Source organism: Paenibacillus contaminans (assembly GCF_003285015.1).
In the GTDB taxonomy this organism is placed as follows: Bacteria; Bacillota; Bacilli; order Paenibacillales; family NBRC-103111; genus Paenibacillus_V; species Paenibacillus_V contaminans.
In genome coordinates this window covers 61,565-84,158 of record NZ_QMFB01000035.1, presented here as the reverse complement: position 1 = coordinate 84,158, position 22,594 = coordinate 61,565, and the positions used below count along the sequence as shown (strand labels likewise).

Annotated in this window: 18 protein-coding genes; 15 read left to right on the top strand and 3 right to left on the bottom strand. The window is 53.0% G+C overall.

Going from position 1 to position 22,594, the window contains the following annotated elements; all coding sequences use genetic code 11:
* Positions 1-11: 11 nt before the first annotated feature.
* From DQG23_RS35630 to DQG23_RS35585, 11 genes are all read left to right on the top strand, one after another.
* Positions 12-626, top strand: a complete 615-nt coding sequence (locus DQG23_RS35630; RefSeq protein ID WP_113035813.1) for a 3-keto-disaccharide hydrolase — start codon at positions 12-14, stop codon at positions 624-626.
* A 295-nt stretch (positions 627-921) separates the two neighbouring features.
* Entirely contained in the window at positions 922-2,229 is a 1,308-nt protein-coding gene (locus DQG23_RS35625; protein ID WP_113035812.1) for a neutral/alkaline non-lysosomal ceramidase N-terminal domain-containing protein, read from the top strand.
* A gap of 5 nt (positions 2,230-2,234) precedes the next feature.
* Complete coding sequence (locus tag DQG23_RS43270; protein WP_238178192.1) at positions 2,235-2,765, top strand: hypothetical protein; 531 nt, start codon at positions 2,235-2,237, stop codon at positions 2,763-2,765.
* Positions 2,701-4,851, top strand: a complete 2,151-nt coding sequence (locus tag DQG23_RS43625; RefSeq protein WP_337589426.1) for a helix-turn-helix domain-containing protein — start codon at positions 2,701-2,703, stop codon at positions 4,849-4,851. The genes DQG23_RS43270 and DQG23_RS43625 overlap by 65 nt, the downstream gene beginning before the upstream one ends.
* 156 nt (positions 4,852-5,007) lie before the next feature.
* Complete coding sequence (locus DQG23_RS35615; RefSeq protein ID WP_238178191.1) at positions 5,008-6,657, top strand: type 2 periplasmic-binding domain-containing protein; 1,650 nt, start codon at positions 5,008-5,010, stop codon at positions 6,655-6,657.
* A 76-nt stretch (positions 6,658-6,733) separates the two neighbouring features.
* Entirely contained in the window at positions 6,734-7,693 is a 960-nt protein-coding gene (locus DQG23_RS35610) for an ABC transporter permease (RefSeq protein ID WP_113035810.1), read from the top strand.
* Positions 7,694-7,709: 16 nt separating this feature from the next.
* Entirely contained in the window at positions 7,710-8,588 is an 879-nt protein-coding gene (locus DQG23_RS35605) for a carbohydrate ABC transporter permease (protein ID WP_113035809.1), read from the top strand.
* A 15-nt stretch (positions 8,589-8,603) separates the two neighbouring features.
* Positions 8,604-11,387, top strand: coding sequence for a family 10 glycosylhydrolase (locus tag DQG23_RS35600; RefSeq protein ID WP_113035808.1), 2,784 nt, complete (start codon positions 8,604-8,606; stop codon positions 11,385-11,387).
* A 518-nt stretch (positions 11,388-11,905) separates the two neighbouring features.
* Positions 11,906-12,457 carry an RNA polymerase sigma factor gene (locus DQG23_RS35595; RefSeq protein WP_113035807.1) on the top strand — a complete coding sequence of 184 codons (552 nt, stop codon included), beginning with the start codon at positions 11,906-11,908 and terminating at the stop codon, positions 12,455-12,457.
* Positions 12,441-12,800 (top strand): hypothetical protein, encoded by a 360-nt coding sequence (locus DQG23_RS35590; RefSeq protein ID WP_113035806.1) that lies wholly within the window; start codon positions 12,441-12,443, stop codon positions 12,798-12,800. Before DQG23_RS35595 ends, DQG23_RS35590 begins: the two co-directional genes overlap by 17 nt.
* Positions 12,797-14,314 (top strand): tetratricopeptide repeat protein, encoded by a 1,518-nt coding sequence (locus tag DQG23_RS35585; RefSeq protein WP_113035805.1) that lies wholly within the window; start codon positions 12,797-12,799, stop codon positions 14,312-14,314. Before DQG23_RS35590 ends, DQG23_RS35585 begins: the two co-directional genes overlap by 4 nt.
* Positions 14,315-14,727: 413 nt before the next feature.
* Here the strand turns inward: DQG23_RS35585 and DQG23_RS35580 are convergent, their stop codons facing one another.
* The 3 genes from DQG23_RS35580 to DQG23_RS35570 form a co-directional block, all read right to left on the bottom strand.
* The gene (locus DQG23_RS35580; protein WP_113035804.1) at positions 14,728-15,399 is read right to left on the bottom strand and encodes a GNAT family N-acetyltransferase; all 672 of its coding nucleotides are present in this window, start codon (positions 15,397-15,399) and stop codon (positions 14,728-14,730) included.
* Positions 15,400-15,448: 49 nt separating this feature from the next.
* A complete protein-coding gene (locus DQG23_RS35575; RefSeq protein ID WP_113035803.1) occupies positions 15,449-16,120 on the bottom strand; it encodes a GNAT family N-acetyltransferase in 672 nt (223 codons plus the stop codon).
* Positions 16,121-16,293: 173 nt separating this feature from the next.
* The gene (locus tag DQG23_RS35570; RefSeq protein ID WP_113035802.1) at positions 16,294-17,166 is read right to left on the bottom strand and encodes a carbon-nitrogen hydrolase family protein; all 873 of its coding nucleotides are present in this window, start codon (positions 17,164-17,166) and stop codon (positions 16,294-16,296) included.
* 165 nt (positions 17,167-17,331) lie between these two features.
* On the opposite strand from DQG23_RS35570, the gene DQG23_RS35565 reads away from it, so the two are divergent.
* The 4 genes from DQG23_RS35565 to DQG23_RS35550 all read left to right on the top strand — a co-directional run bounded on the left by DQG23_RS35565 (position 17,332) and on the right by DQG23_RS35550 (position 22,589).
* Positions 17,332-17,892 (top strand): hypothetical protein, encoded by a 561-nt coding sequence (locus DQG23_RS35565; protein ID WP_113035801.1) that lies wholly within the window; start codon positions 17,332-17,334, stop codon positions 17,890-17,892.
* 156 nt (positions 17,893-18,048) lie between these two features.
* On the top strand, positions 18,049-19,878 hold the full coding sequence (locus DQG23_RS35560; protein WP_238178190.1) for a sensor histidine kinase: 1,830 nt from the start codon (positions 18,049-18,051) through the stop codon (positions 19,876-19,878).
* Complete coding sequence (locus DQG23_RS35555) at positions 19,859-21,460, top strand: response regulator (RefSeq protein WP_113035799.1); 1,602 nt, start codon at positions 19,859-19,861, stop codon at positions 21,458-21,460. Before DQG23_RS35560 ends, DQG23_RS35555 begins: the two co-directional genes overlap by 20 nt.
* Before the next feature lie 172 nt (positions 21,461-21,632).
* On the top strand, positions 21,633-22,589 hold the full coding sequence (locus DQG23_RS35550) for an ABC transporter permease (RefSeq protein WP_113035798.1): 957 nt from the start codon (positions 21,633-21,635) through the stop codon (positions 22,587-22,589).
* The last annotated feature ends 5 nt before the right edge of the window (positions 22,590-22,594 follow it).

Below are 22,594 nucleotides of genomic sequence, written 5' to 3'. Positions count from 1 at the left end.
AGGAATCGCCAATGAATGCTCTGACTGAGGAAGAGAAGCAACAAGGGTATCGGCTTTTGTTTGACGGGGAAACGAAAAACGGCTGGGTGGCGACCCAAAGCCCGGAGGGGTGGCTGGCGCAAGACGGCGTTATTTTGTGCAAGGGCGGGAACAAAGGGTATTTGTACACCGTCGACCGGTTCGAAAATTTTATATTCCAAGTGGAATATAGGGCGGAAGCAAAGGTAAACAGCGGGATTTTTTTCAGGTGGACGGATCCCGAGGACCCTGTGCATACGGGGCTTGAAATGCAAATTTTGGATACGTACGATCAGGAGCAAATGGAAAAGCACAGTTCGGGCGCTTTATACGATCTTGTCGCTCCTTCCTCCAATGCTGTTCGCCGGGCCGGCGAATGGAATCAAATCACGATCAAATGCGATCGCAATGAGATTCAGTTGACTTTGAACGGTATTACTGTCGTTGAAGCCGACATCGATCAGTGGTCGGTCGCGGGCAAAAACCCTGACGGCACCGATAACAAGTTTAAATACGCCTGGCGGGACCGTCCGCGCTTAGGGCATATCGGGCTGCAGGATCACGGCGGCCGGATCGAGTTTCGTAATATGAAAATAATGGAGTTGTAAATAAAACTAGACGCAGTATAGGAAAGACCGTCCGGTGGAAGTTCCGAACGGTCTTTTTTATGTTAACTTTTACGTCCTCACAGGGAACAGAACGGGAAAATATCCGTTTTTCGCATTGTGACGGGTTTAAGCATGCGATCTTAATTATAGATAGCAAATTCAATAATTGGCATGTAGATGTATGCAAGCTGTATCATTATAATGAAGGAGCAATGATCCATCCTAATAAGTTCACTTAGATGAAGGACGCGTGCAGCGATCATGCGCTATAGCCGATTTTTTGGGAGGAATCCGAATGAACGTACGTACGATGCTGGGCACTGCCAAAGCCGATATTACACCGCCCGAGCCGCTACCGCTGGCCGGCTTCGGCAGCCGGACAGGCAGCTTCGAAGGTGTTGCGCAGCGTTTGGCTTTGCGCGTTTTCCTATTTAAGCAGGAGGGAGAGCATCCGTCCGACAAGCGAATGATGCTGCTGGCTGAAGCCGACATTCTCCAATGGCCGTCCGATAAGTCGGCGGAGTGGAGCCGGACGATACAAGAACGGTGGGGGATTGAGCGCGATGCTGTCATTTTGCAGGCCTCCCACACACACGGTGCTCCGCAAACGGGCACGAATTGCCTGCCTATCGTCGGCCAATACGCGCCCACTTTCGTGGAATTGCTGGAAACGAGTTTGTTCGCCTCGATCATGCATGCCTTTGCCAATCTGGTACCCGTATCCGCCGAGATCGGAAGGGGAGAATGCGGAATCGGCATTCATCGCCGGCGCATGCATGGCGGCCATATCGAGATGCTGCCCAACCATGATACACCGATCGATCGAGAGGTGACCGTTATCCGGTTTCGTACGGAGGAGGGCTCGACGAAAGCGGTGTTGTTCCACTATACATGCCACCCGACAAGCAGCGCGGAAAATCTTGTAACGGCGGATTATCCGGGGGCCGCGATGGAGGCGGTTGAGGCATCGCTGGGGGAAGGGGTGATAGCCGGCTTCATGCAGGGCTGCTGCGGGGATATACGCCCGGCATTGATAGCCGGCGACCGTTTCCGCCCGGGTACCGATCAGGATTCCCGCCGTTTGGGCCATGAGCTGGCCGCAGAGGTGCTTCGCATTCTGGAATCGCCGATGGAGAAGCTTGCCTTCGTCCCGATTGAGGCGACGGGCGTCGACCTCGAGCTGCCCTTTCAGTATTTGCCTGCCGCCGGCGAGCTGGCAAACCTGCAGGAGGATATAGGCGTAGACGGCGATTGGAGCCGCCACCTTCTGGCCAATCCTGAGTTATTGCAGCCGGCTATGCCGTTTCGCATAACGCTTGTGCATTTAGCCGACCGGCTTTCGTTCATGGCGATGGGCGGCGAAATGGTTAACGCTTACGGCGAAGCGATCAAACGTTTATCAGGCGGAACTGCGCTGCCGCTAGCTTACAGCAACGGCTTGATCGGCTACGTGCCCACCGCTTCGCAAATCAGGGAGGGCGGCTACGAGGCGGCCGGCTCGGTAAAGTATTTCGGCTTGCCAGCGCCTTTCGCTGAAGCTGCGGAAGGGAATCTGACAGAAGGGATAGCCGGCTTGCTCGAGACGGCAGGCAGGAGGCCTTAATATGGATGGAATCAATACGCGAAGAACGAGAATTGCAGGTATCGAATACGATTACCAAGTTTATCGGGAGGAAGCGGTCGGGTAACCAGCCAGCAGGAGCCGGCTCCGCCCTTTGCGGGACGTACAGTTTGGGCCGCCCTTATAAGAATGTAAGTCATACAAGCAGCGGCGATATCGTTACGCTGCTTTTTATATTGAATATACTGAAGCGTTTTCAAAGTATTGAATTCGTCGATGTCCATAACCGGGAGGGAAACGGTTTTGTTAAAGTGGCTGAGCAATACAGAGAAAGAGCTTATCTCTCGAAGAAGCCTTTTTGTAAAATTGCTATTTTCCTACCTAACGATTTTATTGATTCCCGTCGTCGTCGGCAGCCTGCTTTATCAGCGGGTGGAAAACAAGATGATCGGCAATGCCGCACGCTCCAACTTCGCTTTGCTCGATCAGATCCGGCTGGTGGTAGACAACCGTATGCAGGAAGTAGAGCGGCTGACGCTGCAAATTGCGATGAATTCGAGGCTGCAGGTGCTGCTTAGCAGCGACTCGGAGGAAAGTACGGAATCGCGAGCCGCTTTTTACGATTTCATCCGCGATCTGGACCGTTCCCGCATGAGCAGCAGCTTCATCGATGACTTTTACGTGTATTTGAACAACTCGCAAACGATAATATCGCCGATACGGAAGGCGAAGGCCTCCTTGTTTTTCGAGCATGTGCAGAACAGTCCCGATCCCGGTTATCCGGCACTCATGAAGCAAACCTTGTCGGAATACCATCGGCATCTATATTTGCATTCCATTCCGTTAGGCTCCGGCACCACGCAGAAAAAAGTGCTGACCTACGTCCAGTCGCTTCCGCTCGGCCAAAAAACGTCGTTCAAGGGCTCGCTTGTCATTCAGATCGACGAGCAGCAAGTTAAAGATTTGGCCCGGCAAATCAATTGGGCGAGCGAGGGGCATTTGTATGTGCTGAACCCGCAAGGAGAGCTCATCATGACGACCTCTGACAGCACCGGCGATCTGGAACGACTAATCGGGAAACTGAACGACCAGACCGGATACCATTCCGAAATGGCGGACGGAGAAATGACGATGCTGTCCTATACGACATCCGAGAGCAACGGCTTGCGCTACGTTTCGGCAGTTCCCCGTTCCGTCGTCATGGCAGGTGTTGACGAAATCAAGACATGGGCAGTCATGCTTCTCGCCGTTTGTTTGATAGCGGGAACGATCGCCTGTTATTCAATGGCGTACCGCAATTACAGCCCGATTCGCGACATGGTCGAAGCGATCAGGAAAGGAAGGCGAAGCACTGGTCTCAGGGTGAGCAACGAGATCGACTTCATTAAGAGTACGCTGCTCGATTCCATGCAGGAAGAAAACGATTTGCGCGACACGTTGTCCCGTCAGGAGCCGGCGATCCGGGCGAATTTTTTGTCCAGGCTATTTCGCGGACAGGTGGATCCTTCGGCGGTTACCGGCGAGTCGATTGATTTTATGGGCGTCCGGTTTCTAGCGGAGGCGTTCGGCGTCATTCTTATCGATATCGAGAACGGCAGCCGTTTCGCCAAGGAAGGGTCCGAACCGGAATGGATACTGGTTCAGTTCGTCGTTTCGAATATATGCAAGGAGCTTATGCCGGGAGACGGCTATACGGTCGAATTGGATCTTCAGCGGCTGGCCGTGCTGATGAGCGTGTCCAAGCCCGATCCCGCAGATCCCGGGGGCTTGTCGGAAAACGGGCGTTTACGGTCTTTTGCGGAAAGGCTGAAGGCTACGCTGGACCACTATCAAATTCAGACGACGATGGCGTTTGGCGGCGTTCACTGCGGTATGGAGCAGACGGGCAGAGCGTATGCGGAAGCGCTCGCCGCACTTGACTACCGGATCACGATGGGACAAGGAACGATTATCGGCTATGAAGAAATCGGCGGCATGGAGCAGCGCATTTACCATTATCCGCTCGAAACCGAGACGCAGATGATCAATATGGCCAAAAGCGGGGATTTTCCCGGAATCGATAAACTGCTCGATCAAATTTACGCGATCAATTTCGTCAATTCGAGGATTACGCCGGAAGTCGGCAAATGCTTATTCTTCGATATGACCGGTACGCTTCTCAAGCTGCAAAACGTTTTCTCCGGATCCGGCAAAAAGTTGACAGGCGGCGATCCCGTAAAATCGGTGCTGGGCTGTACGACTGCGGAGGAAATGTTCCAGAAGACGAGGGAATGGTACGAGTCGTTCTGCAGCGCGGTGAATGAAGAACGGCCCGATCACGGTGAGAAGCTGTTCCAGAGAATCAAAGATTATGTGGACGCCAATTGTACGGACAGCAATTTCGGATTGGCTTCGATGGCTGAAGAGCTTGGTCTTACGCAGCAGTATCTTTCGGTATTTTTCAAAAAGTATGGCGACCAAAATTTGAAGGATTACATTATGGCCGTACGGCTGCGGGCCGCCAAACGCATGCTGGCAAGCTCCGAGTTCACGATTACGCAGGTGGCCAAGGCGATCGGATACGCAAACGATATCGGATTTATTCGCGTCTTTAAGAAAAACGAGGGAATTACGCCCGGAAGATATAGAGAAATCGTTGCGGAAAACGGCGGAAAACAGGGGTGATCCATAAAAGAGATAGCATCCTCAAGAAACGGATAGCCGCCCGATCAAGAAACGGATAGCTTTTTCACAAAACTGGCGAATAGACGGTTGATGGCTTGCGCCTTACTGTGAGATCAGGTCGACCATTCGATATGTGAAAAGGGAGGACAAAACAATATGCACGATCCGATTCGCATGACCAAGAAGAGGGGCAAGGCTGCCGCGCTGGCGGTTTCATCGGCTCTGCTCGCTTCTCTTGCCGCCGGCTGTACGGGCGACGGCACTAAGGAAACGAAGGACTCGCCTTCGCAATCTCCTTCGCCGTCCGCTGCCGGAAACCGATCGGAGGCTCCGAAGAAGAACGAGACCAAGTATCCGGCATCATTGACCTATTGGGTTCAGATGGATTCGGACGCAACCGCGTCGCTGAAAAGCTTCGGCGAAGCCGGGATGTACAAGGAATTGGAGAAAATCACCGGAACGAAGGTGGAGTTCCAGCACCCGGCCGGCGAAGCGGCCGAACAGATCAACCTGCTGCTTGCTTCCAACAAGCTGCCCGACGTCATCTACTACACCTGGAACTCCGTTCCGAAGGGGCCGGACAATGCGATTAAGGATAAAGCGATTATCCGACTGAACGAGTTGATCGAGCAGCATGCGCCGAACTTCAATCAATTTCTGAAGGAGCATCCCGAAGTCAAGAAGCTGATTATGACCGACGAAGGCAATATTTACGTCATGCCGAAGCTTGATTTGAACGATTGGACGAATGTGAACATGGGGCCGATCATCCGCAAGGACTGGCTGGATAAGCTGGGGCTGCCGGTTCCGGCGACGATCGACGATTGGTACAAGACGCTGAAAGCGTTCAAAGAGCGGGACCCGAACGGAAACGGCAAGGCTGATGAAATCCCGCTGCTTCCGGAATATATGAGCGCATGGGCTAGCGCATGGGGCGTCGGCAACTACTTCTACCAGAAGGACGGCAAAGTGAAGTTCGGTCCGGCCGAGCCGGAGTTCAAAGAATTCGTTACGACTATGGCCAAATGGTACAAGGAAGGACTCATCGATCAGGATTATGCGGCGACGGATACGAAGCTGCGCGACGCCAAAATGTCGACGAATACGCTCGGCGCTTTCGTCGGTTATGTAGCCAGCGGCATCGGCAAATATCTCGATCTCGTCAAGCCGGCGAACCCGGCGTTCGATCTGGCTGGCGCGCAGTTCCCTGTCGTCAAAACGGGCGATACGAATCATTTCGGCTTGCGCAGCAGCACGTTTATCGGACAGGGCGCAGCCATTTCGGGCTCGAACAAAAACCCGCAGGAAACAATCAAATGGCTGGATTACGGCTTTACGAAGGAAGGAAGCCTTCTCTACAACTTCGGAGTCGAAGGACGAAGCTACGTAATCGAGAACGGGAAACCGAAGTTTACCGACTACATTATGAACAACCCTAATAAATTGACCAAAACGCAAGCGCTTTCAAGCGTAACGCCGGGGAATGGGCCGTACAGCTACAATCAGGACGCGATGAAGCAGCTGTCGGACAGGGAGCAGCAGAATAAGGCAAGGGAGGCTTGGGCGAAGGCGGACGGAAAATACGTGATGCCCGCGATAACGCTGACGGCGGAAGAAGATACGAAATACGCGAACATTATGAACGATATCGATACGCTGTACAGCGAGAAATTCAACAAATTCATCATGGGCACGGAGCCGCTCGAAAACTTCGATAATTTTGTGAAAACGATCAAAGGCATGAACATCGACGAAGCGATCAAAATTCAACAAGCCGCGCTAGACCGGTTCAACAGTCGGAAGTAACCCGGCTGCCGTAAGGGGAGAACGGCCCGTTCTTCCGTTATGCGGTCGAAACCATCAGCAGGACGGAGGCCGTTATATGGCACTAACCGCGCGCAAGACAGAGGTCCGAAGCCCGATCGCCGATGTCCGGCTTAGCCGCAGGCTCGCCAAGGATTTCAAGCGAAACAAGTATATTTATCTTATGCTGCTGCCGGTCGTCGTTTATTACCTTATTTTTCACTACGGCCCGATGTACGGCATCCAGATCGCTTTCAAAGACTTCTCGCCGGCCAGGGGGATGTGGGGCAGCCCTTGGGTAGGGTTTCAGCACTTTGCCGATTTTTTCAACGGCTATTATTTTTGGCGCGTCATGCGCAATACGTTCTTGCTAAGCTTGTACAGCATGATTATTGCGTTCCCGAGCTCCATTCTATTGGCGCTGCTCCTAAACGAGGTGCGCAGCCGCGTCTTCAAGCGTACGGTGCAGTCGGTTACGTACCTGCCGCATTTCATCTCGATGGTCGTTGTGGTCGGGATGATGGTCGACTTCCTGTCGTCGCGCGGTCTCATCAATCAGATCGTGGAATGGTTCGGGGGAAAGCCGATCGGATTTCTGACCGAACCGGGCTGGTTCCGTACGCTTTATATCGCCTCCGGCGTGTGGCAGGGGATCGGCTGGGGCTCGATCATTTATTTGGCCGCCATCGCCAATATCGATCCTACCCTTTACGAGGCTTCACGCGTGGACGGAGCCGGAAGATTCAGGCAGATGCTGCATATTACGCTGCCCGGGATCATGCCGACGATTTTGATCCTATTCATTCTGAATATGGGCAGTCTTCTCGCCGTCGATGTCGATAAAATACTGCTGATGTACAATCCGCTAATTTACGAAACGTCGGATGTAATCGGAACTTATGTGTACCGCAAAGGAATCCTGCAGGCGAGCTACAGCTATAGTACGGCTGTTGGGTTGTTCAATGCCGTCGTCAATTTTATTTTCCTCATTATGACCAACCGGCTCAGCCGTCGGATGACGGAAACTAAACTTTGGTAGAGTGGGGGAAAACGGCATGATGAAACGAACGGCGGGCGAGCATGTATTCGATGCGCTCAACGCGCTGCTGCTCGTCCTTTTATCCATAGCGACTTTATATCCGATGCTGTACGTGTTGTTTTCTTCGGTCAGCGATCCCGCACAGCTGCTCAAGCATCGGGGGCTGCTCTTCCTTCCGCAGGGCTTCAGCCTGGACGCGTATAAAGCGGTGTTTCGGAATCCGAACATTATAACCGGTTACGTGAACACGCTGTTTTACGTCGGCGTCGGCACCACGCTTAATATTCTGATGACTGCGCTGGCCGCTTACGGACTTTCGCGCAAGCATGTCATGTGGAAAAATCCGGTCATGTTCATGATCGTGTTCACGATGTTTTTCGGCGGCGGGTTGATTCCGTCCTATTTGCTGGTGCAAAACCTCGGCATGCTGGATACGAGATGGGCGCTCATTATTCCGGGCGCGGTAAGCGCGTACTATATCATCATTATGCGCACGGCCTTCCAGGGCATCCCGGAAAGCTTGGAGGAATCGGCGAGGATTGACGGAGCCAACGATTTCACGATTTTGTTCCGGATCGTTCTGCCTCTGTCGATGCCCGTCATAGCCGTCATGGTGCTGTTTTACGGGGTAGGGCATTGGAATTCGTGGTTCGGCGCGCTCATCTATTTGAGGGATCGCGATTTGTTTCCGCTGCAGATGGTGCTTCGCGAAATTTTGATTCAGAACAATACCGAAAAAATGCTTACCAGCACCGCCACAGTCGAAAAGGCGCAGGTGGGGGAAACGATCAAATACGCGACGATCATGGCGGCTACGCTGCCGATCTTGTTCCTGTACCCGTTCCTGCAAAAGTATTTCGTCAAGGGCGTGCTGATCGGCGCGATCAAAGAATAATGGAGGGATCATTCGATGTCATTCAAGATTAGACGACTGGCAGTCACGGTTCTCCTGTTTGTGTTATTCCTGTCTTTGCTTCCAATCGGTCCGGCTTTAGCTAAAGAATCGGCTGCACCGGAGCCGGCCGTTTTATTCGACGACGATGCCGACAGCTTGACCGCTGCGGGTTGGTCCGCCCCTGCTCCTTTGAATGGAGCGTATATTACGGATCATGCCCATACGAGCGGCAACCCCAATCAGGTCGCCATGAAGCCGGTTCCGGAGGGACAATACCTGGTATACGGCGATGAGACGGGATTTAATAACGATAACTATAACGTCATGTCCAAGCCGTTAACGATCGGCAATGGGAAGTGGGCGCTGGAGTTCAACGCCCGGATCGCCGATTTGGCCGAAATCGAAGAAATACCCGGCGTCACGATCTGGCGCGGGTTAAGCTTCGAAGTAGTGGGCGCATTTAAGCAATACAAGATCAGCTTCCAGAAAGACCGGATTATGGCGATGACGAATGCCAGCTCCGGCTCTTATCTCGAAGCGCCTATTCCCCCGATAAACGACGATGAATTTCATCATTGGGGGATCGCTTACGACGGCGCAGGCAAGCTCCTAGTCGTACTTGACGGCTTGAAGGTAGCGGCCTTCCCGGGCATCTCCGTCCCAAGGGCAGGGCTTTCCGACGGGCTCAGCATCGTGAACGTTCCGCTCAATTGGAAATCCGGCAAGACCGAGGTTTATTTGGACCGGATCAAGCTGACGAACGGGACGCTGCCGGCTTGGGCGGAATACGATCCGCATATCGGCGGCTTGTCGGTCCAGCCTACGTCCAGCTCGGCAGGGGTCAATCTGGCGGTGCAGCTTGCCCAAATGCCTCCCGAATGGATCGGGGCGGGCAACGCTTCCGTTCATGCCAAGCTATACCAGGGGCAGGAGCTTGTAGCGGAAACGTCCTCTATAGCGAACAGTGCGGGCCTGGAGCTGCTGCTGAATGCGCAAGGAAGAACGGGCAAGCTGAAGACGGTCGTCACCTTCAACTACGGAAACCGGCAAATTGACGAAGTGGCCCGGGAATTTTTCCTTGAGCCGAACGTCACCCGCGTTTATCCGGACGACCGTGTCGATTCGCAGCCCGGCCAGACGTTCTTGTTCGCAGATACGGCGGATATGACCAACGGCAAGAACGGCAGCAATAAGCGTACCGCGGCCCAACTGGGCTGGCAGACCGCTTCGTATAAGTTCAGAGGCACGAATAACGAGTCGGTCGCCGTCGAGAACGGGCCTGACGCCGCACCGCTGACGCTGCCGCTCAAATTGAAGGGCTGGTTCGCGATTTATGTCGGCTATTTTACCGGAACCGAGTCATTCAAGGCCTCGGTACATAAAGACGAGAAGCAGATCGATTTCGAAGGCGGACAAATCCAGCCGGGCAAAGAATACGGCTCTCAGCTGCTGGGCGAACGTTTCGTGATGGCGGCGAAAATGAACGGCAAAGAGCTTGTCATCGCCCCGACGGCCGGCAAGAAGGCCAGAATCGCCTATGTGAAGCTGAAAAGCCTGACCGATGCGGAAGCGGAGCTGTACCTCTCGCAGAACGAAGGGGCGGACGGCAAACGGGTCGTTTACAATAACGACGGCTTCAGCGACTTCTTCGAGGGGTATTATCAGAATGCGGACGATTTGAAGCAAAGCGCCGTCAACCGTTACGACGGGAAGGATGTCGGGGAGCTCGACTGGGGACTGTTAACGACGTTTACGTTAAACTACGCGAGCCAATACGCAGGCGTTCCCTTTGAAGGCTCGGAGCAATACGAGCATCAAATGCGCGACGGCGACAAGTTGGCCAGACAGTCCATCCTCGACATTATCGCCGCGGGCAAGCCGCCGCTGCAGGTCGTAGCCGAACGGGCCGGCGAGCTTGGCATGAAGGTGAACGCCTCCCTGAGGATGAACGGGGTTTACGATCCGCAGTCGGACGGATATTTGAACGGCAAAGTGTATGACGAGCAAATGATGCCGTACCGGGTCGTCGCCAAAAACGGCGAGATCAAAAACGAGGTCGATTACGGCAACCGGATCGTGCGGGATTATGCGAAAAACGTGCTTGCCGAAGCGGCGTCGTTCCCCGGTGTGGACGGCGTGAATCTCGATTTTAACCGCTACCCGTATATTTTCGGTTACCAATCGGAGCTGACGGCGGCTTATGCGGCGCAATACGGGATAGAACCGAAAAATGAGACGACCGAAGCGGGCATCGAGCGCTGGAATCAATACAAGGCCGATGCGATAACGCAGATGCTGCGCGAGCTGAGGGCGATGATTCCGGGCGGCAAGCAAATATCGGTGCGCATCCCTCATCAAGGTTATTTTGAATACGGCTTCGATATCGGGCAATGGGTTAACGAAGGGCTGATCGACGTCCTTATTCCGGGAAGCATCAGCTATGAGGAGTTTTACGACATTACGCCTTTTGCGAATCTTGTTCGGGGGACGGGCGTTCGTCTGATCGGCGGCATCAATGCCGACCTGGCCGGTACCGACTTGACGAAGGAAGAGGAGGACTTGATCAAGCAAGGCATTTCGCTGAATAAAGTATCGCAGCAGCTGAACACTTTGCAGTACCGTGTCCGGACATACGAGCTGTACCAGGCGGGTGCGGAAGGCGTATACATTTTCAACAACTGGAAAGGAAGGGAGAGCCTCGGGCATCTAGGCGATAAAGTCGAGCTGGAAAAATGGCATTACTTCGGATACCCGGCCGATCTCGTGCAAAATTCCGTGGACATTCAAAAAATGCCGTAGATTAGCGGGAAACATGTCCGTTGAAGAGTAGCCGGTACTTTATTGACGGGCCGCAGCAAACCAAACAAGCCGATGTCCAAGTGACTTCGGCTTGTTTGGTTTAAGTCCCAGAAATTTGTTCGATTTCGAAGTAAACGCGTACTGCATACGGAAAGCCGGCTTCGAGAACAAGGCGGCTCAGACCTGTCCGGAGTAACCTGTCGCTCATGAGTGTATATGAAAAATCATATAGAATTTATCATTTCGCATCAGATTCGACGAATCTATATGAAAATTCATATAGTTTTTACCGTTTCGCATTAAAATCGATAAATCTACACGAAAAATCATATAGAATGATCATTTCTATAATCACACTGCGGGGCTGTCCCCAAAATCGATTGCCGACTGACCCCCTCCTTTTCCAAAGCCAAGCTGCTTAGTTTTGCATATGGAGGATGCATAGAAAACTTTTTGATTTTGCAACCTTTTAAGAGGAAGGAGGCATCTAGTTATATAGAGAGTAAGGGGTGAACGGGATGAACCCGGAGCAAGAGTGGATCGGGCAGCTTCGAAAGGGCGAAGGCTCCGCCTTAAAGCAGCTGATGGACGGCTACGGCAACGATATTTACCGGGTAGCCGTTCTGCTGTTGAAGGACCGGCATTGGGCGGAGGATATTAGCCAAGAAGCTTTTCTCGCGGCCTATCAGAACATAAGCCAGTTCAACGGCAGCGGTTCGCTGCGCGGGTGGCTGCTGCAAATAACGATTAATCTGTGCAGGAGCAAGATGCGAAGAGCCTCGTGGAAAAGACTCATCTTTCGCGATATCGCGGACTACGAGCTGCGGAGCGCGGAGCCCGGTCCCGAGCGAATGGCGGAGGAGCTTTCGCTGATGTCCGAAATCCAGCAATTGCCCTACAAATATAGGGAAGCGATCGTTTTGCATTACTACCAGGCATTGTCCGTTAAAGAGATCGGTATCGTGCTGAGAGAATCCGAAGGGACGGTCAAGAGCAAGCTGTCCCGCGGAAGAAAGCTGCTGAAGGCTAAATTGGAGGAAGGGGGCTGGAACGGTGGAGACGAATGGTAAGAAGTCCGAAAAGCCCGGATTGCGGGATCGGCTGGAAAACGAACTGACGCAGGTGCAGTTTGATGAAACGATGAAAATGCGTGTGCTGCAGCGGGCGAAGCGGTCTTTTTGGGATCGCGAGATTCGTATCCCCGGGTCGGCCGCCGTCGCCGTTTGCTTGCTGCTGGTAGGGGCCGGCGGTTTTTGGTTCGCACAGTCGGCCAAGCATGCTCCGGTACCCGGAATGGCCGGGCAAGAGATCAAGAACGAGACGAATCCGTCCGTTCGTTCGGAGCGGCAATTCGTAGTGCTGAACAGCGGCGTGTATAGCGAGAAAATATTGAGGGAGGGCTGGGACGAATGATCCGAATCAAGGTGAAGACGCTTGCCATCGGGAGCGTTGCGATTATTTTGCTGCTGATTGCGGCGTATTCGCTGCTCCCCTCTCTCTTGATGCGCATGGAAAAATACGACATTTTACTCGCTAATTTTCCCGGCAGCAAGGAAGCGCCTGAAGCGTTGTATTGGGCGGCGGAAACGACGGTGCCGAATCCGGAGGAGGAGGGGCGCATTTTTATTTTCCACGAATCGGTAAGCTATTCGAACGGGAGCCAGAATTCCCGGGAGCAGCTGAATGATGCGCAGGGGCTTTTGGAAAGGCTCATCGACGGTTATCCGGACTACCGGCATATCGATATGGCCCGGTCGAAGCTGGCGCAAATATATTTGGCGAACGGAGAACTGGACCAAGCGGAACCGCTGTTTCGGGAGATAGAGACGACTGCCAAGGACGAATACAGGAGAAACGAAGCGAAAACATTTGCCGATTTGCTCGCATCGAGACGCTCGGCAGATAATGGAGTTCCTTCGTTGACAGGGAGCGTACGAATCGGAGACAGCCCTGCTGCCGACACATACGTGGTGTTAAGGCGAAAGAGCGACAACGGATGGTATTCGAAGCCATACGGCCATTACCCGATGGCGATGACGGACCGTAACGGTGAATACCGGTTTTACGATATTTCTCCGGACGAGTACGAGGTAGGAGTCGGCGTTACGGCGGCGGAGGTGGACGGTTACTTTTTGACGGATCAGGACGGCGCGGCGGTCACGATTTCTGCAGCTTCGACGGCTTCCTACGATATAAGGTTCGTGCCGAAAGTTAACATCGTAAGTCCGACGAATAAAGAAGAGATGCGCGGATCGGATGCCGATAAAATCCGTTTCGCATGGGAGCCGTATCCTGGTGCCTCCGGTTATAAGCTAAGTATAACGGCTCTGGAGCGGGATAAGGACGGAAAAGTGCGCGGGACATTTACCGTTACGACAGATGAACTATGGCGGGAGCCGAACGCGGAATATGACGTCCGTACGCTGCGAACCTATCCGCGCGGAACCGGCAAATCCGGAACGAAGGACGAGGTTTGGCTGTCTACCTCCGGTATACTGGGAACGGTTTATCCGGGCGGCGATTTTATTTGGTCCGTCGACGCGTACGATAAGGACGGGAAAAGAATAAGCAGCTCCAGCGGTTATTATTTATCTTTTAACAGCCAAGTGCCCTTTTTTTCCGTCGATGACGCGTTTCAGCTTGAGGGCGATAAGCTCGTGCTGCAGGGCGACTATGAGGGAGCGATTAAAGCATATGAGGGCGAGCCGAATAATCCGTATGCCTTGAGGGCGCTTGCTCTTTTGTGGATGAACGGATTTACGTCCTTCGAGGATCGGGGGGATAAAGCCAAAGCGCTGACCTACTTGCTGAAAATCCCGAACCCGGTCAAGTTCGATTACGAGCTTATGCAGCTGATATACGAAGAACTCGGCAATAAGGCGGAGGCGGACAAAATCCGCGAAAAGCTGGAAGGGTTAGGAGAGTAGGGGCTGTTTTCAACGCAAAAAGTCGTCGTGCGGCTAGGCAGCTTAGACAGCGGGCGGTAGGTATGCTGTCGACCCAGTCATGCGAAGTCACACGGCACGCTGAGAGCAGCAACAAGATGCGAGGGATGCGTACGTCTGCTACGTAGCCCCATGCAATTCTTACGAAAAAACGGCGTATCATCCTTGTTTCAAGGACAATACGCCGTTTCTGAGTTTATCAGACTTCCATGCCGTTTCGCGGCACCAATGATGAATGAAAATATCGTTATTTCAGGGCAGAAAGTATATCGTGGAAGCAGCTCTCAACCTCGGTAAACGCGCCAGTCCTTAGCTCATGCTTACGAAGTCGCTTTCTTCGAAAGCGTTTAGGACGGCGAAGCCGTTTATCCTTGCGGTGAATAGATTGCCGTGTGCTACAGCGGCAGCAGCTTGACCGAATCGCGAGACTTCAGCGAGTCGACCATATCGAGCCACGCCTGCGGCTTGTTCTCCAGAACCGCATAATAACGCGTCAAAAAGCGTACGATCAGGTCGGCCGATACGCTATCCTGCGCCTCGTCGTAGGCAAGAAAGCCGAGATCGAGTCCGCTGACCGCTTCACCGTCGTTATTCCATGACGGATGGACGTAGTTCAAATCCAGCCTGCGGTAGCCCAGGTGGGACAACACCTCGCGGCGGACGAACGGATTCATCGCTTTGACGCCGCCGAACTCGTATTCCTCCACAAGGTACGGATTGTAAATTTCGGCGAACATGCCGGTCAGACGAGTGCCGCTTTCGGCTGCAAGAGCGACAAGCTCCTTATGCCGCTGCTTGGCCAAGAACGGTCCGACGCCGAGCCCTTCACGTCCGATGATCGTGAAGTCGGTCATCGCCACTTCGAAATCCGAATAATACCGGTATTCGGTAGAGCCGACTACCTCTCCTTCGTGAACCGCGACGAACACCCGGATGCCCGGATCCTCGAGAGGCTCCTTCCATAGCTCGTATGCCAGTACCTCCTCCGGCGGGAAAACGGTTTTCATCATGTCGTGCATTTTGCGGAACAGCGGATCGTTAATGCTTGTAATACGAATATATTCCATTGGTTCGCATTCCCCTTTGCTTTAGAAGATTAAGTAATTGCGCTTCCGTTCAGCGGCCGTAGAACGGGTTTTTCCACTCCATAAGCGCGGCATAGTTCAGCGATTCCTCGTCGTCGAGGTAGTCCTTAACGACGCCCAGCGGCGTTCTGCCGCAGCGCAGCAGGAAGGTGATGACCGGGTCCTGCAGCTCGCCTGCAACGACCGCCTGCAAGTATTGCTCCGCCGACATTCGGTCCGCCATGCGATGGTAGCCGGACATTCGTCCGCCGCCGAGCAGACGGGCGAGCTTCCGCTCGATAACGAGCTCATACATCGATTGCATGAGATGTTTGCCGAGTCCCCATTTGCGAAAAGACGGCCGAACGCTTATATCGACGATATACAATGTGTCGCCATCCGGCTTGTGCGTGCGGATATAGCCGTTGTCCGTAACGTCCGCCCAAGAGTGATCCGGTTCGCCGGGGTCGAAGCCAACAAGCAGTCCGGTAATCGATCCGGCAAGCTTGCCGTCAACTTCAATGCATATAGCTCCCTCCGGAAACAAGCGGACATGGTTGCCGAGCTGCTCCTTATTCCACCAAAGCTCGGAAGGGAAGGGAGGAGGGAAGCATTCGCTTTGAATGTCGATCAGCTCGTCGATATCTTCCTCCCGGTAGCGGCGGACGACGGCCGGAACAGGTTTGCCTGCGGTGCCGAAAGCATAAAAAGATTTATGATACACCCGATTGCCTCCTTACTGTTGCAATGGAGCCATGGCTGGAATGTCTTGCGCGATCCGGCCTCTGTGGCCGGGCCTGTCGCGGCTGACGGCCGATATGCTGCGGGCGTTAACGCCGCGATTGGACAGCCGGACGCGAAAGCCCGGGGCGTAGGCGAACGAATTTATAGTGCCGCTTACTTCCAGTCCGTATACAAATCGGTGCGGCGGTCGCGCCAAGTCGTAACGGACCCTTTTTGCCGCACCTCATGCAGCAGGCTCAGATCGACGTCCGCGGTGACGATCATATCTCCGTTGATTTCACCCTCCACCATGATGCCGCGCGGAGGGAAAGGAACGTCGTTCGGCGTAATGACAGCCGCTTGACCGTAGTTGCCGCGCATGAAATCGACCGTCGGCAGCGAGCCGACCGTACCGGTGGTTACGACGTAAATTTGATTCTCGATCGTGCGCGCATGACAGCAATAGCGGACGCGGTGGAAGCCGTGGCGGTCGTCCGTGCAGGACGGGCAAAAAATAACGTCGGCTCCTTTGGCCCGCGCCATCCGCACGATTTCCGGAAACTCGATATCGTAGCAGGTCAGCATGGCGATCGTGCCTTTATCGGTTTCGAATACTTCCAAGCCGTCTCCCGCGGACATGTTCCATTCGGAAACTTCCGTAGGGGTAATATGCAGCTTCGCCTGCTCCGCCACCCGGCCGTCCGGGTAAAACAGATGCGCTACGTTGTACAGGCGGTCGCCTTTGCGGATGACGTGCGTGCCTCCGATCAGGTGCATGCCGGTTTTACGGGCGAGCGAAATAAATAACGAGCGGTATTGCTCGGTGAAATCCGGTAATTCGTTAATGGTGAGCGCATTGCCTTTGCCGTCGCCTATGGACAGCAGCTGCGTCGTCATAAATTCCGGGAACAAGACGAAGTCCGCCGAAAACTCCTCGGCCGTCTTCACATAATGCTCGACCTGCGCGGCAAATTCCTCGAAGGAAGAAATAGTGTGCAAATGGTACTGCACCGCGGAAACGCGAAATTTATTGGTTTGACCAGTCATATTCGGTCATGCCCCCTTTCCATTACTCTATTGTATCAAAAGTTGCCCGGCTGAGAAACGGAGGCGCCGCTTGTTTGGTTTAGCAAAAAGATTAGTCCCAGTAACTGGAACCTTTCATGACGGTTTACGTCTGTTATTTCAAAATAAGAAAAAGAGGGACTATCCATGAAAATCGCGTATGCCTTGCTGGCGCTTTGCGTTTTGTTCGTCATTTGCATGCCTTCTTCTCCTGCATACGCGTGCAGCTGTGCAGCCCCGAAGCCGGCCAATGAAAGGGTGGCGCAGTATGATGCCGTCTTTACAGGCAAAGTAATCGCCAAGAAAGAGGAAACATCCTGGGCGCTGAGGGCGAGGGAGACGAATGAGGCCGTTCTTTTGGAAGTAGACAGCGTTTGGAAGGGATTGTCCGAGAGCCAAGTTATCGTTCGCACGGATTTAAGCTCCTGCCAGTTCGATTTTCAGGTCGGCCAATCGTATTTGGTTTACGCCGGTTCGTGGGGAGGCAAGCCGCTATCGACCCATATTTGCAGCGGATCCGCTGAACTGACGGCCGCGGCCGCCGATCTCCAAGCGCTCGGTTCGGGCGCGAAGCCGGCTAAAAAAGTCAATCTCCAATCCAGCTTCGAGCCAAGCTTGCTTTTGCCGATTTTATGGCTTACAGCCATCCTTGCCGTTTTGACGGCGGGCGCTTACTGGCTGTTAAGGGTCCGCAGCCGGAGGGAGTGATTGACATTTTACGGCAGGGGCAGAGAGAGATTTGCTTGACGCTCCGCGCTTTTCGGTCTTTGCAAAAAAGCGTAAATCTGATAACGTGAGAGGGAAAGTTGAGTATGGAAGATTATTCGCAGGCGGTGAGCTATCATACAACGATTCTTCAAATGGTTGCGGCAAACCTATGCTCAAAAAATCCAATTGCGCTTGACCTTCTATTTTCTGCTTATCTTATTGCCGCTTGTTATCGTGAGCTTGTATGTCAATTTTAGATCGCAGAACATCCTGCTGGAACGAACGGTGGAACGGACGACAGCGGCGCTGGCCTCATCAATGGATTACATGGAGCTCTCTTTGGAAAATATTCAAATCATGTCGACCGTGACGGCGTCGGATAACAATTTGTTGCGCAAGCTTAGCTCGGTTCGTCCAGTACTGGACGCGGAGGCTTATATAACGTTTGCCGAAGTAATGACGGAGCTTGTTCATCTTACGTCGATCAATCAGATGGTTTCGCATGCTTCCCTCTTCCATTCCCCCTCCCAAATGCTGCTAACGGCGGATCGCGGCGGCAAAAGGCTAAAAGATGCGCAGGTGCTGGACAATCTGCGCAAGCTCGCCGTCCGGTGCGGAACCGGGATCATGTACATCATGCCGGATTATCCGCTTGCCGAAGGGCAAACCTTCGGTTCCGTGATCGGTACGGACAGCATCTCGCTCATTCGTGTCATGGATTTGAACAATCCGGACAGAGAGCCAAGCCTGCTCGTCTTGTCATTAAACAAAACCAGACTGGTTGATCTGATCGAATCGCTGCTGCCGTCCCCCAATGCGCAAATATATTTGTATACGAACAAGCGTGAGCTTATTGCCAGCGCCGGAAGCTACGGTGCCCGAATTGCAGATTTCGAAGCCGAAATTCCGGGGATGCTCGCCCTCAAAGCCCATTCGCCAGAGAACTGGACGCTGCTTCTGCTTCAGCCGGAGAAGGAGCTTTGGAAGGAGGTCGAGGAGACGCGCCTGTTCACCTATATCATTATCGCTGTCAGCGTATTCCTTGCTCTGTTGATTGCTTGGGCCGTTTATTCCGGCATCGCCCATCCTGTTCAGCGATTGTGGAAAGGAATGAACGCAGCAGGCAGAGGGGATTTCAATGTTCGTCTGGATAACGACCGAATAGACGAAATCGGCTCTCTGACGCGAGCCTTTAACAAGATGGTGGGGGATCAGAAAGAACTGATCGAAAATCATTACGAACAGCATCTGCGGCTGAGCAATACGGAATTGAAATTTTTGCAGTCGCAAATTAATCCTCACTTTCTTTACAATACGCTCGACTCGATCTACCGGGCCGCTCAAAACTATGAAGCTTCCGAAATCAGCGAGATGGTGTTGAACCTGTCGCGGTTTTTCCGGCTGAGTCTAAGCAAGGGGCGCGATACCTTTACCGTGGAGGAAACGGTTACGCATCTCCATTACTACATCCGTATCCAGCAATTAAGGTTCCTTGAAGCGTTTACCGTCCGTTACGAGCTGCAGGAGGAGAGCAAACCGGTTCATGTGCTGAAGCTGCTGCTGCAGCCTTTGGTAGAGAATGCGATTTTGTACGGGCTTGAAAATAAAGCGGACGGCGAGTTATCGATTTCCAGCCGGGTGGAAGAGGAATTTCTGATTCTGTCCGTCAAGGATAATGGAGCGGGAATAAGCAAGGAACGGATGGAGTATATCCGGGAACAGCTTGGCCCGTTGTCTGATGCAAACGCCGGTCTTTTATCTTTCTCGGAGGCCAATCCATCGGATGTGTACGGACTTCGAAATGTTTATTCGCGAATCAAGCTTTTCTATGGCGACCGGGCGGAGCTTACGATTGACAGCGTGGAAGGCGAAAGAACGATCGTTGAATTGAAGCTGCCGCTCGAGCATTGCCGGGAATCGTTCGACCTGAAGCCGTTAAGAAATATACAGCATGAGGTGCATGAACATGAATCTGTTGATCGTTGAGGATGAAGTCCGGCTGAGAACCAGCTTGGCCAACAATATTCCCTGGGAGGATCACGGCATCGAGATCGTCGGTTTGGCCGGGCGCGGGCTGGAGGCGCTGCATTTGTACCGACGCGGCAAGCCGGATATTGTACTGCTTGATATTCGGATCCCGGAGATGGACGGTATCGAGCTGGCGCGCGAAATGATAAAAGTGAATCCGCTGGTCAAAATTATCATTTTAAGCGGCTATGACAATTTTTCGTTTGCGCAATCGGCGCTGGAGATCGGCGTATCGAAATATTTGCTAAAGCCGGCCGACGACGCGGAAATCCTTCAGGCTGTTCTGGACGCGGCAGAGCAGTCAAGGCAAGAGCTGGATCGATTGTACAATCAGGAGGCATTGCAGCAGAAATGGCTTCAGCAGCTGCCGAATTTGCAAAACAGCTTCTTTCAGAACTGGATGAACGGAAAATACGCGGCGTGGGAGATTGGCAAATATGGCGGAGAACTGCAGATCGATTTGCCCGCCGAAGCGCAATATGCGGTTGTGGTGCTCGATATGGATCCCTTGTCCGACGAGGAAACGCGCTTTAACGGCAAAGATGTTTCCTTGCTGCAGTTTTCGTTGAACAGTATCGTCAGGGAGATCATGGCGGGTGAACATAACGTATGGGTGTTGACGGCGCAAGAAGGATATACCGTGCTTGTATTCCACAGTCCTCTGGCGGAGGATTCCAATGGGATGATGCTTGCCGTAAATGTAGCGGTAGCCAATCTGCTGTCTAAGGTGAAGGAATGCCTGAAGCTGACTGCAAGCGCGGGCATTTGCGGCGAGACATGCTGTCCGGAGCAGCTGCACCTGATCTATGCTCAGGCGATCAGAGCTTTGCAAGGCCGGGTCGTATACGGCCCCGATATCGCCATCCCCTACAAGGAGCAGCAGCAGAGCGTGGATACGTGGTCCATGCTCCCGAATTACGAAAAAAATCTGGAAATAGCCGTAGAGACGGGGGACGAAGAGCAGGCAGGACAAGCGTTGCAGTCCGTATGGGAGAGCGCCGTCGCCAAGGCCGGTACGGTCGATGACGTGCAGGAGTGGGTGCTCTATTTCAGCAGCGTGCTGGTTCGAATCATTCATCGTCAAGGCTGGCGGCTGAAAGAAGTGCTGGGTGAGGATTTTGAATATTTGCATCATCCTCAGCAGCTGGTAACCAAGGAGAAAATCCATGCCTGGTTGCAGAGGACGGTCGGCCGCATGATCGCGTATGTGCGGAAACAGCGGGAAGCCGTCGACAATCAGATCGTGAAGAAGATCTTGCAAATCGTCGATAAGGAGCTCCATACGGAGCTAACCTTGTTGACGGTGGCGGACAGGCTGTTCGTCAATTCTTCCTATTTGAGCCGGCTGTTCAAGCGGGAGATGGGAACGACATTTTCGGCTTATGTGCTGGAGCACAAGATGGAGCGAGCCAAGCAGCTGCTGCAGCAAGGAGCCAAAGTGTCCGATGCCTCCAACCAGGTAGGCTACAAGGATGTCAGCTATTTCACCAAAGTGTTCCGCAAGTTTTGGGGCGTCACGCCGGGTGAAGTGAAGCGTTAAGGAATGAAATTACCATAAGAGGTCATCAGTATCCTCTACGTGTTTGAAGCCTGCCATTTTACAATAATGGCAGGCTTCATTTTGCGTTGGGCGGCATCTTTAAGGTGAAGGTCCGGGACAGGGGGGGATGGCAATCCCCTTCGTTTATAACATTTTGTGTAGGAGGAATAGTATGCATCTGGGTAAGCGGACCGAGACGATACAGGCGGCGCGGCGATCGTATAGCCGGCAACTGCTCGTCGACATCAGGAAGGATTGGGACTTGTATGCGGCATTGATCCCGGGCATCGTTTTTTTGCTGCTCTTCAAGTATACGCCGATGTATGGAATCGTTATTGCGTTTAAGGATTTTAATATTTTCACCGGCATAGCGGACAGCGAGTGGGCGGGGCTCAAACATTTTGCGAGGCTGTTTACTTCGGCCGATTTTATGGAGGTGTTTCGCAATACGCTCATCATCTCGTTGTACAAGATTATTTTCTTGTTTCCGCTGCCCATTATGATGGCGATCATGATGAATGAGCTGAGACATCTCGCGTTCAAACGAACGGTGCAAACGATTGTCTATTTGCCTCATTTTCTGTCCTGGGTAATCGTAGGCGGTTTGTTCCTCGATCTGTTGTCTGTCAACGGCGGTCTTGTCAATAAATTGATTGTGTCGCTTGGCGGAGAGCCGATCCGCTTTTTCCTGGACAGCGATATTTTTCGTTCCGTGTTGATTACTTCCGCAGGCTGGAAGGAAATCGGTTGGAACATGATCATTTATCTTGCAGCTATGATGGGAATCGACCAGCAGCTGTACGAAGCGGCCAAAATGGACGGCGCCGGCAAATGGAAGCAGACGATTCATATTACGATTCCGGGCCTCGTTCCGATCATTACGCTGATGTTTATTTTGAGACTGGGGGCCATACTGGAAGCGGGTACGGAGCAAATTCTGGTCATGTACAATCCAAGCGTCTACAATGTTGCGGATGTCATCGGAACGTATGTGTACCGGGTCGGACTTGGCGAGCAAAATTACAGCTTCTCCACCGCCGTCGGGTTGTTTGAATCCATTATTGCCTTCGTTCTCATCATCGGGGGGAACTGGTTAACCAGAAAATATACGCAAAGCGGCATTTGGTAAGGGGG

Coding starts and splice junctions, on each gene's coding strand:
- DQG23_RS35630 (WP_113035813.1), top strand. CDS start 12: ATGAATGCTCTGACTGAGGAAGAGAAGCAACAAGGGTATCGGCTTTTG.
- DQG23_RS35600 (WP_113035808.1), top strand. CDS start 8,604: ATGTCATTCAAGATTAGACGACTGGCAGTCACGGTTCTCCTGTTTGTG.
- DQG23_RS43625 (WP_337589426.1), top strand. CDS start 2,701: ATGCAGGAAGTAGAGCGGCTGACGCTGCAAATTGCGATGAATTCGAGG.
- DQG23_RS35625 (WP_113035812.1), top strand. CDS start 922: ATGAACGTACGTACGATGCTGGGCACTGCCAAAGCCGATATTACACCG.
- DQG23_RS35610 (WP_113035810.1), top strand. CDS start 6,734: ATGGCACTAACCGCGCGCAAGACAGAGGTCCGAAGCCCGATCGCCGAT.
- DQG23_RS35555 (WP_113035799.1), top strand. CDS start 19,859: ATGAATCTGTTGATCGTTGAGGATGAAGTCCGGCTGAGAACCAGCTTG.
- DQG23_RS35605 (WP_113035809.1), top strand. CDS start 7,710: ATGATGAAACGAACGGCGGGCGAGCATGTATTCGATGCGCTCAACGCG.
- DQG23_RS35595 (WP_113035807.1), top strand. CDS start 11,906: ATGAACCCGGAGCAAGAGTGGATCGGGCAGCTTCGAAAGGGCGAAGGC.
- DQG23_RS43270 (WP_238178192.1), top strand. CDS start 2,235: ATGGAATCAATACGCGAAGAACGAGAATTGCAGGTATCGAATACGATT.
- DQG23_RS35565 (WP_113035801.1), top strand. CDS start 17,332: ATGAAAATCGCGTATGCCTTGCTGGCGCTTTGCGTTTTGTTCGTCATT.
- DQG23_RS35580 (WP_113035804.1), bottom strand. CDS start 15,399: ATGGAATATATTCGTATTACAAGCATTAACGATCCGCTGTTCCGCAAA.
- DQG23_RS35585 (WP_113035805.1), top strand. CDS start 12,797: ATGATCCGAATCAAGGTGAAGACGCTTGCCATCGGGAGCGTTGCGATT.
- DQG23_RS35550 (WP_113035798.1), top strand. CDS start 21,633: ATGCATCTGGGTAAGCGGACCGAGACGATACAGGCGGCGCGGCGATCG.
- DQG23_RS35570 (WP_113035802.1), bottom strand. CDS start 17,166: ATGACTGGTCAAACCAATAAATTTCGCGTTTCCGCGGTGCAGTACCAT.
- DQG23_RS35615 (WP_238178191.1), top strand. CDS start 5,008: ATGCACGATCCGATTCGCATGACCAAGAAGAGGGGCAAGGCTGCCGCG.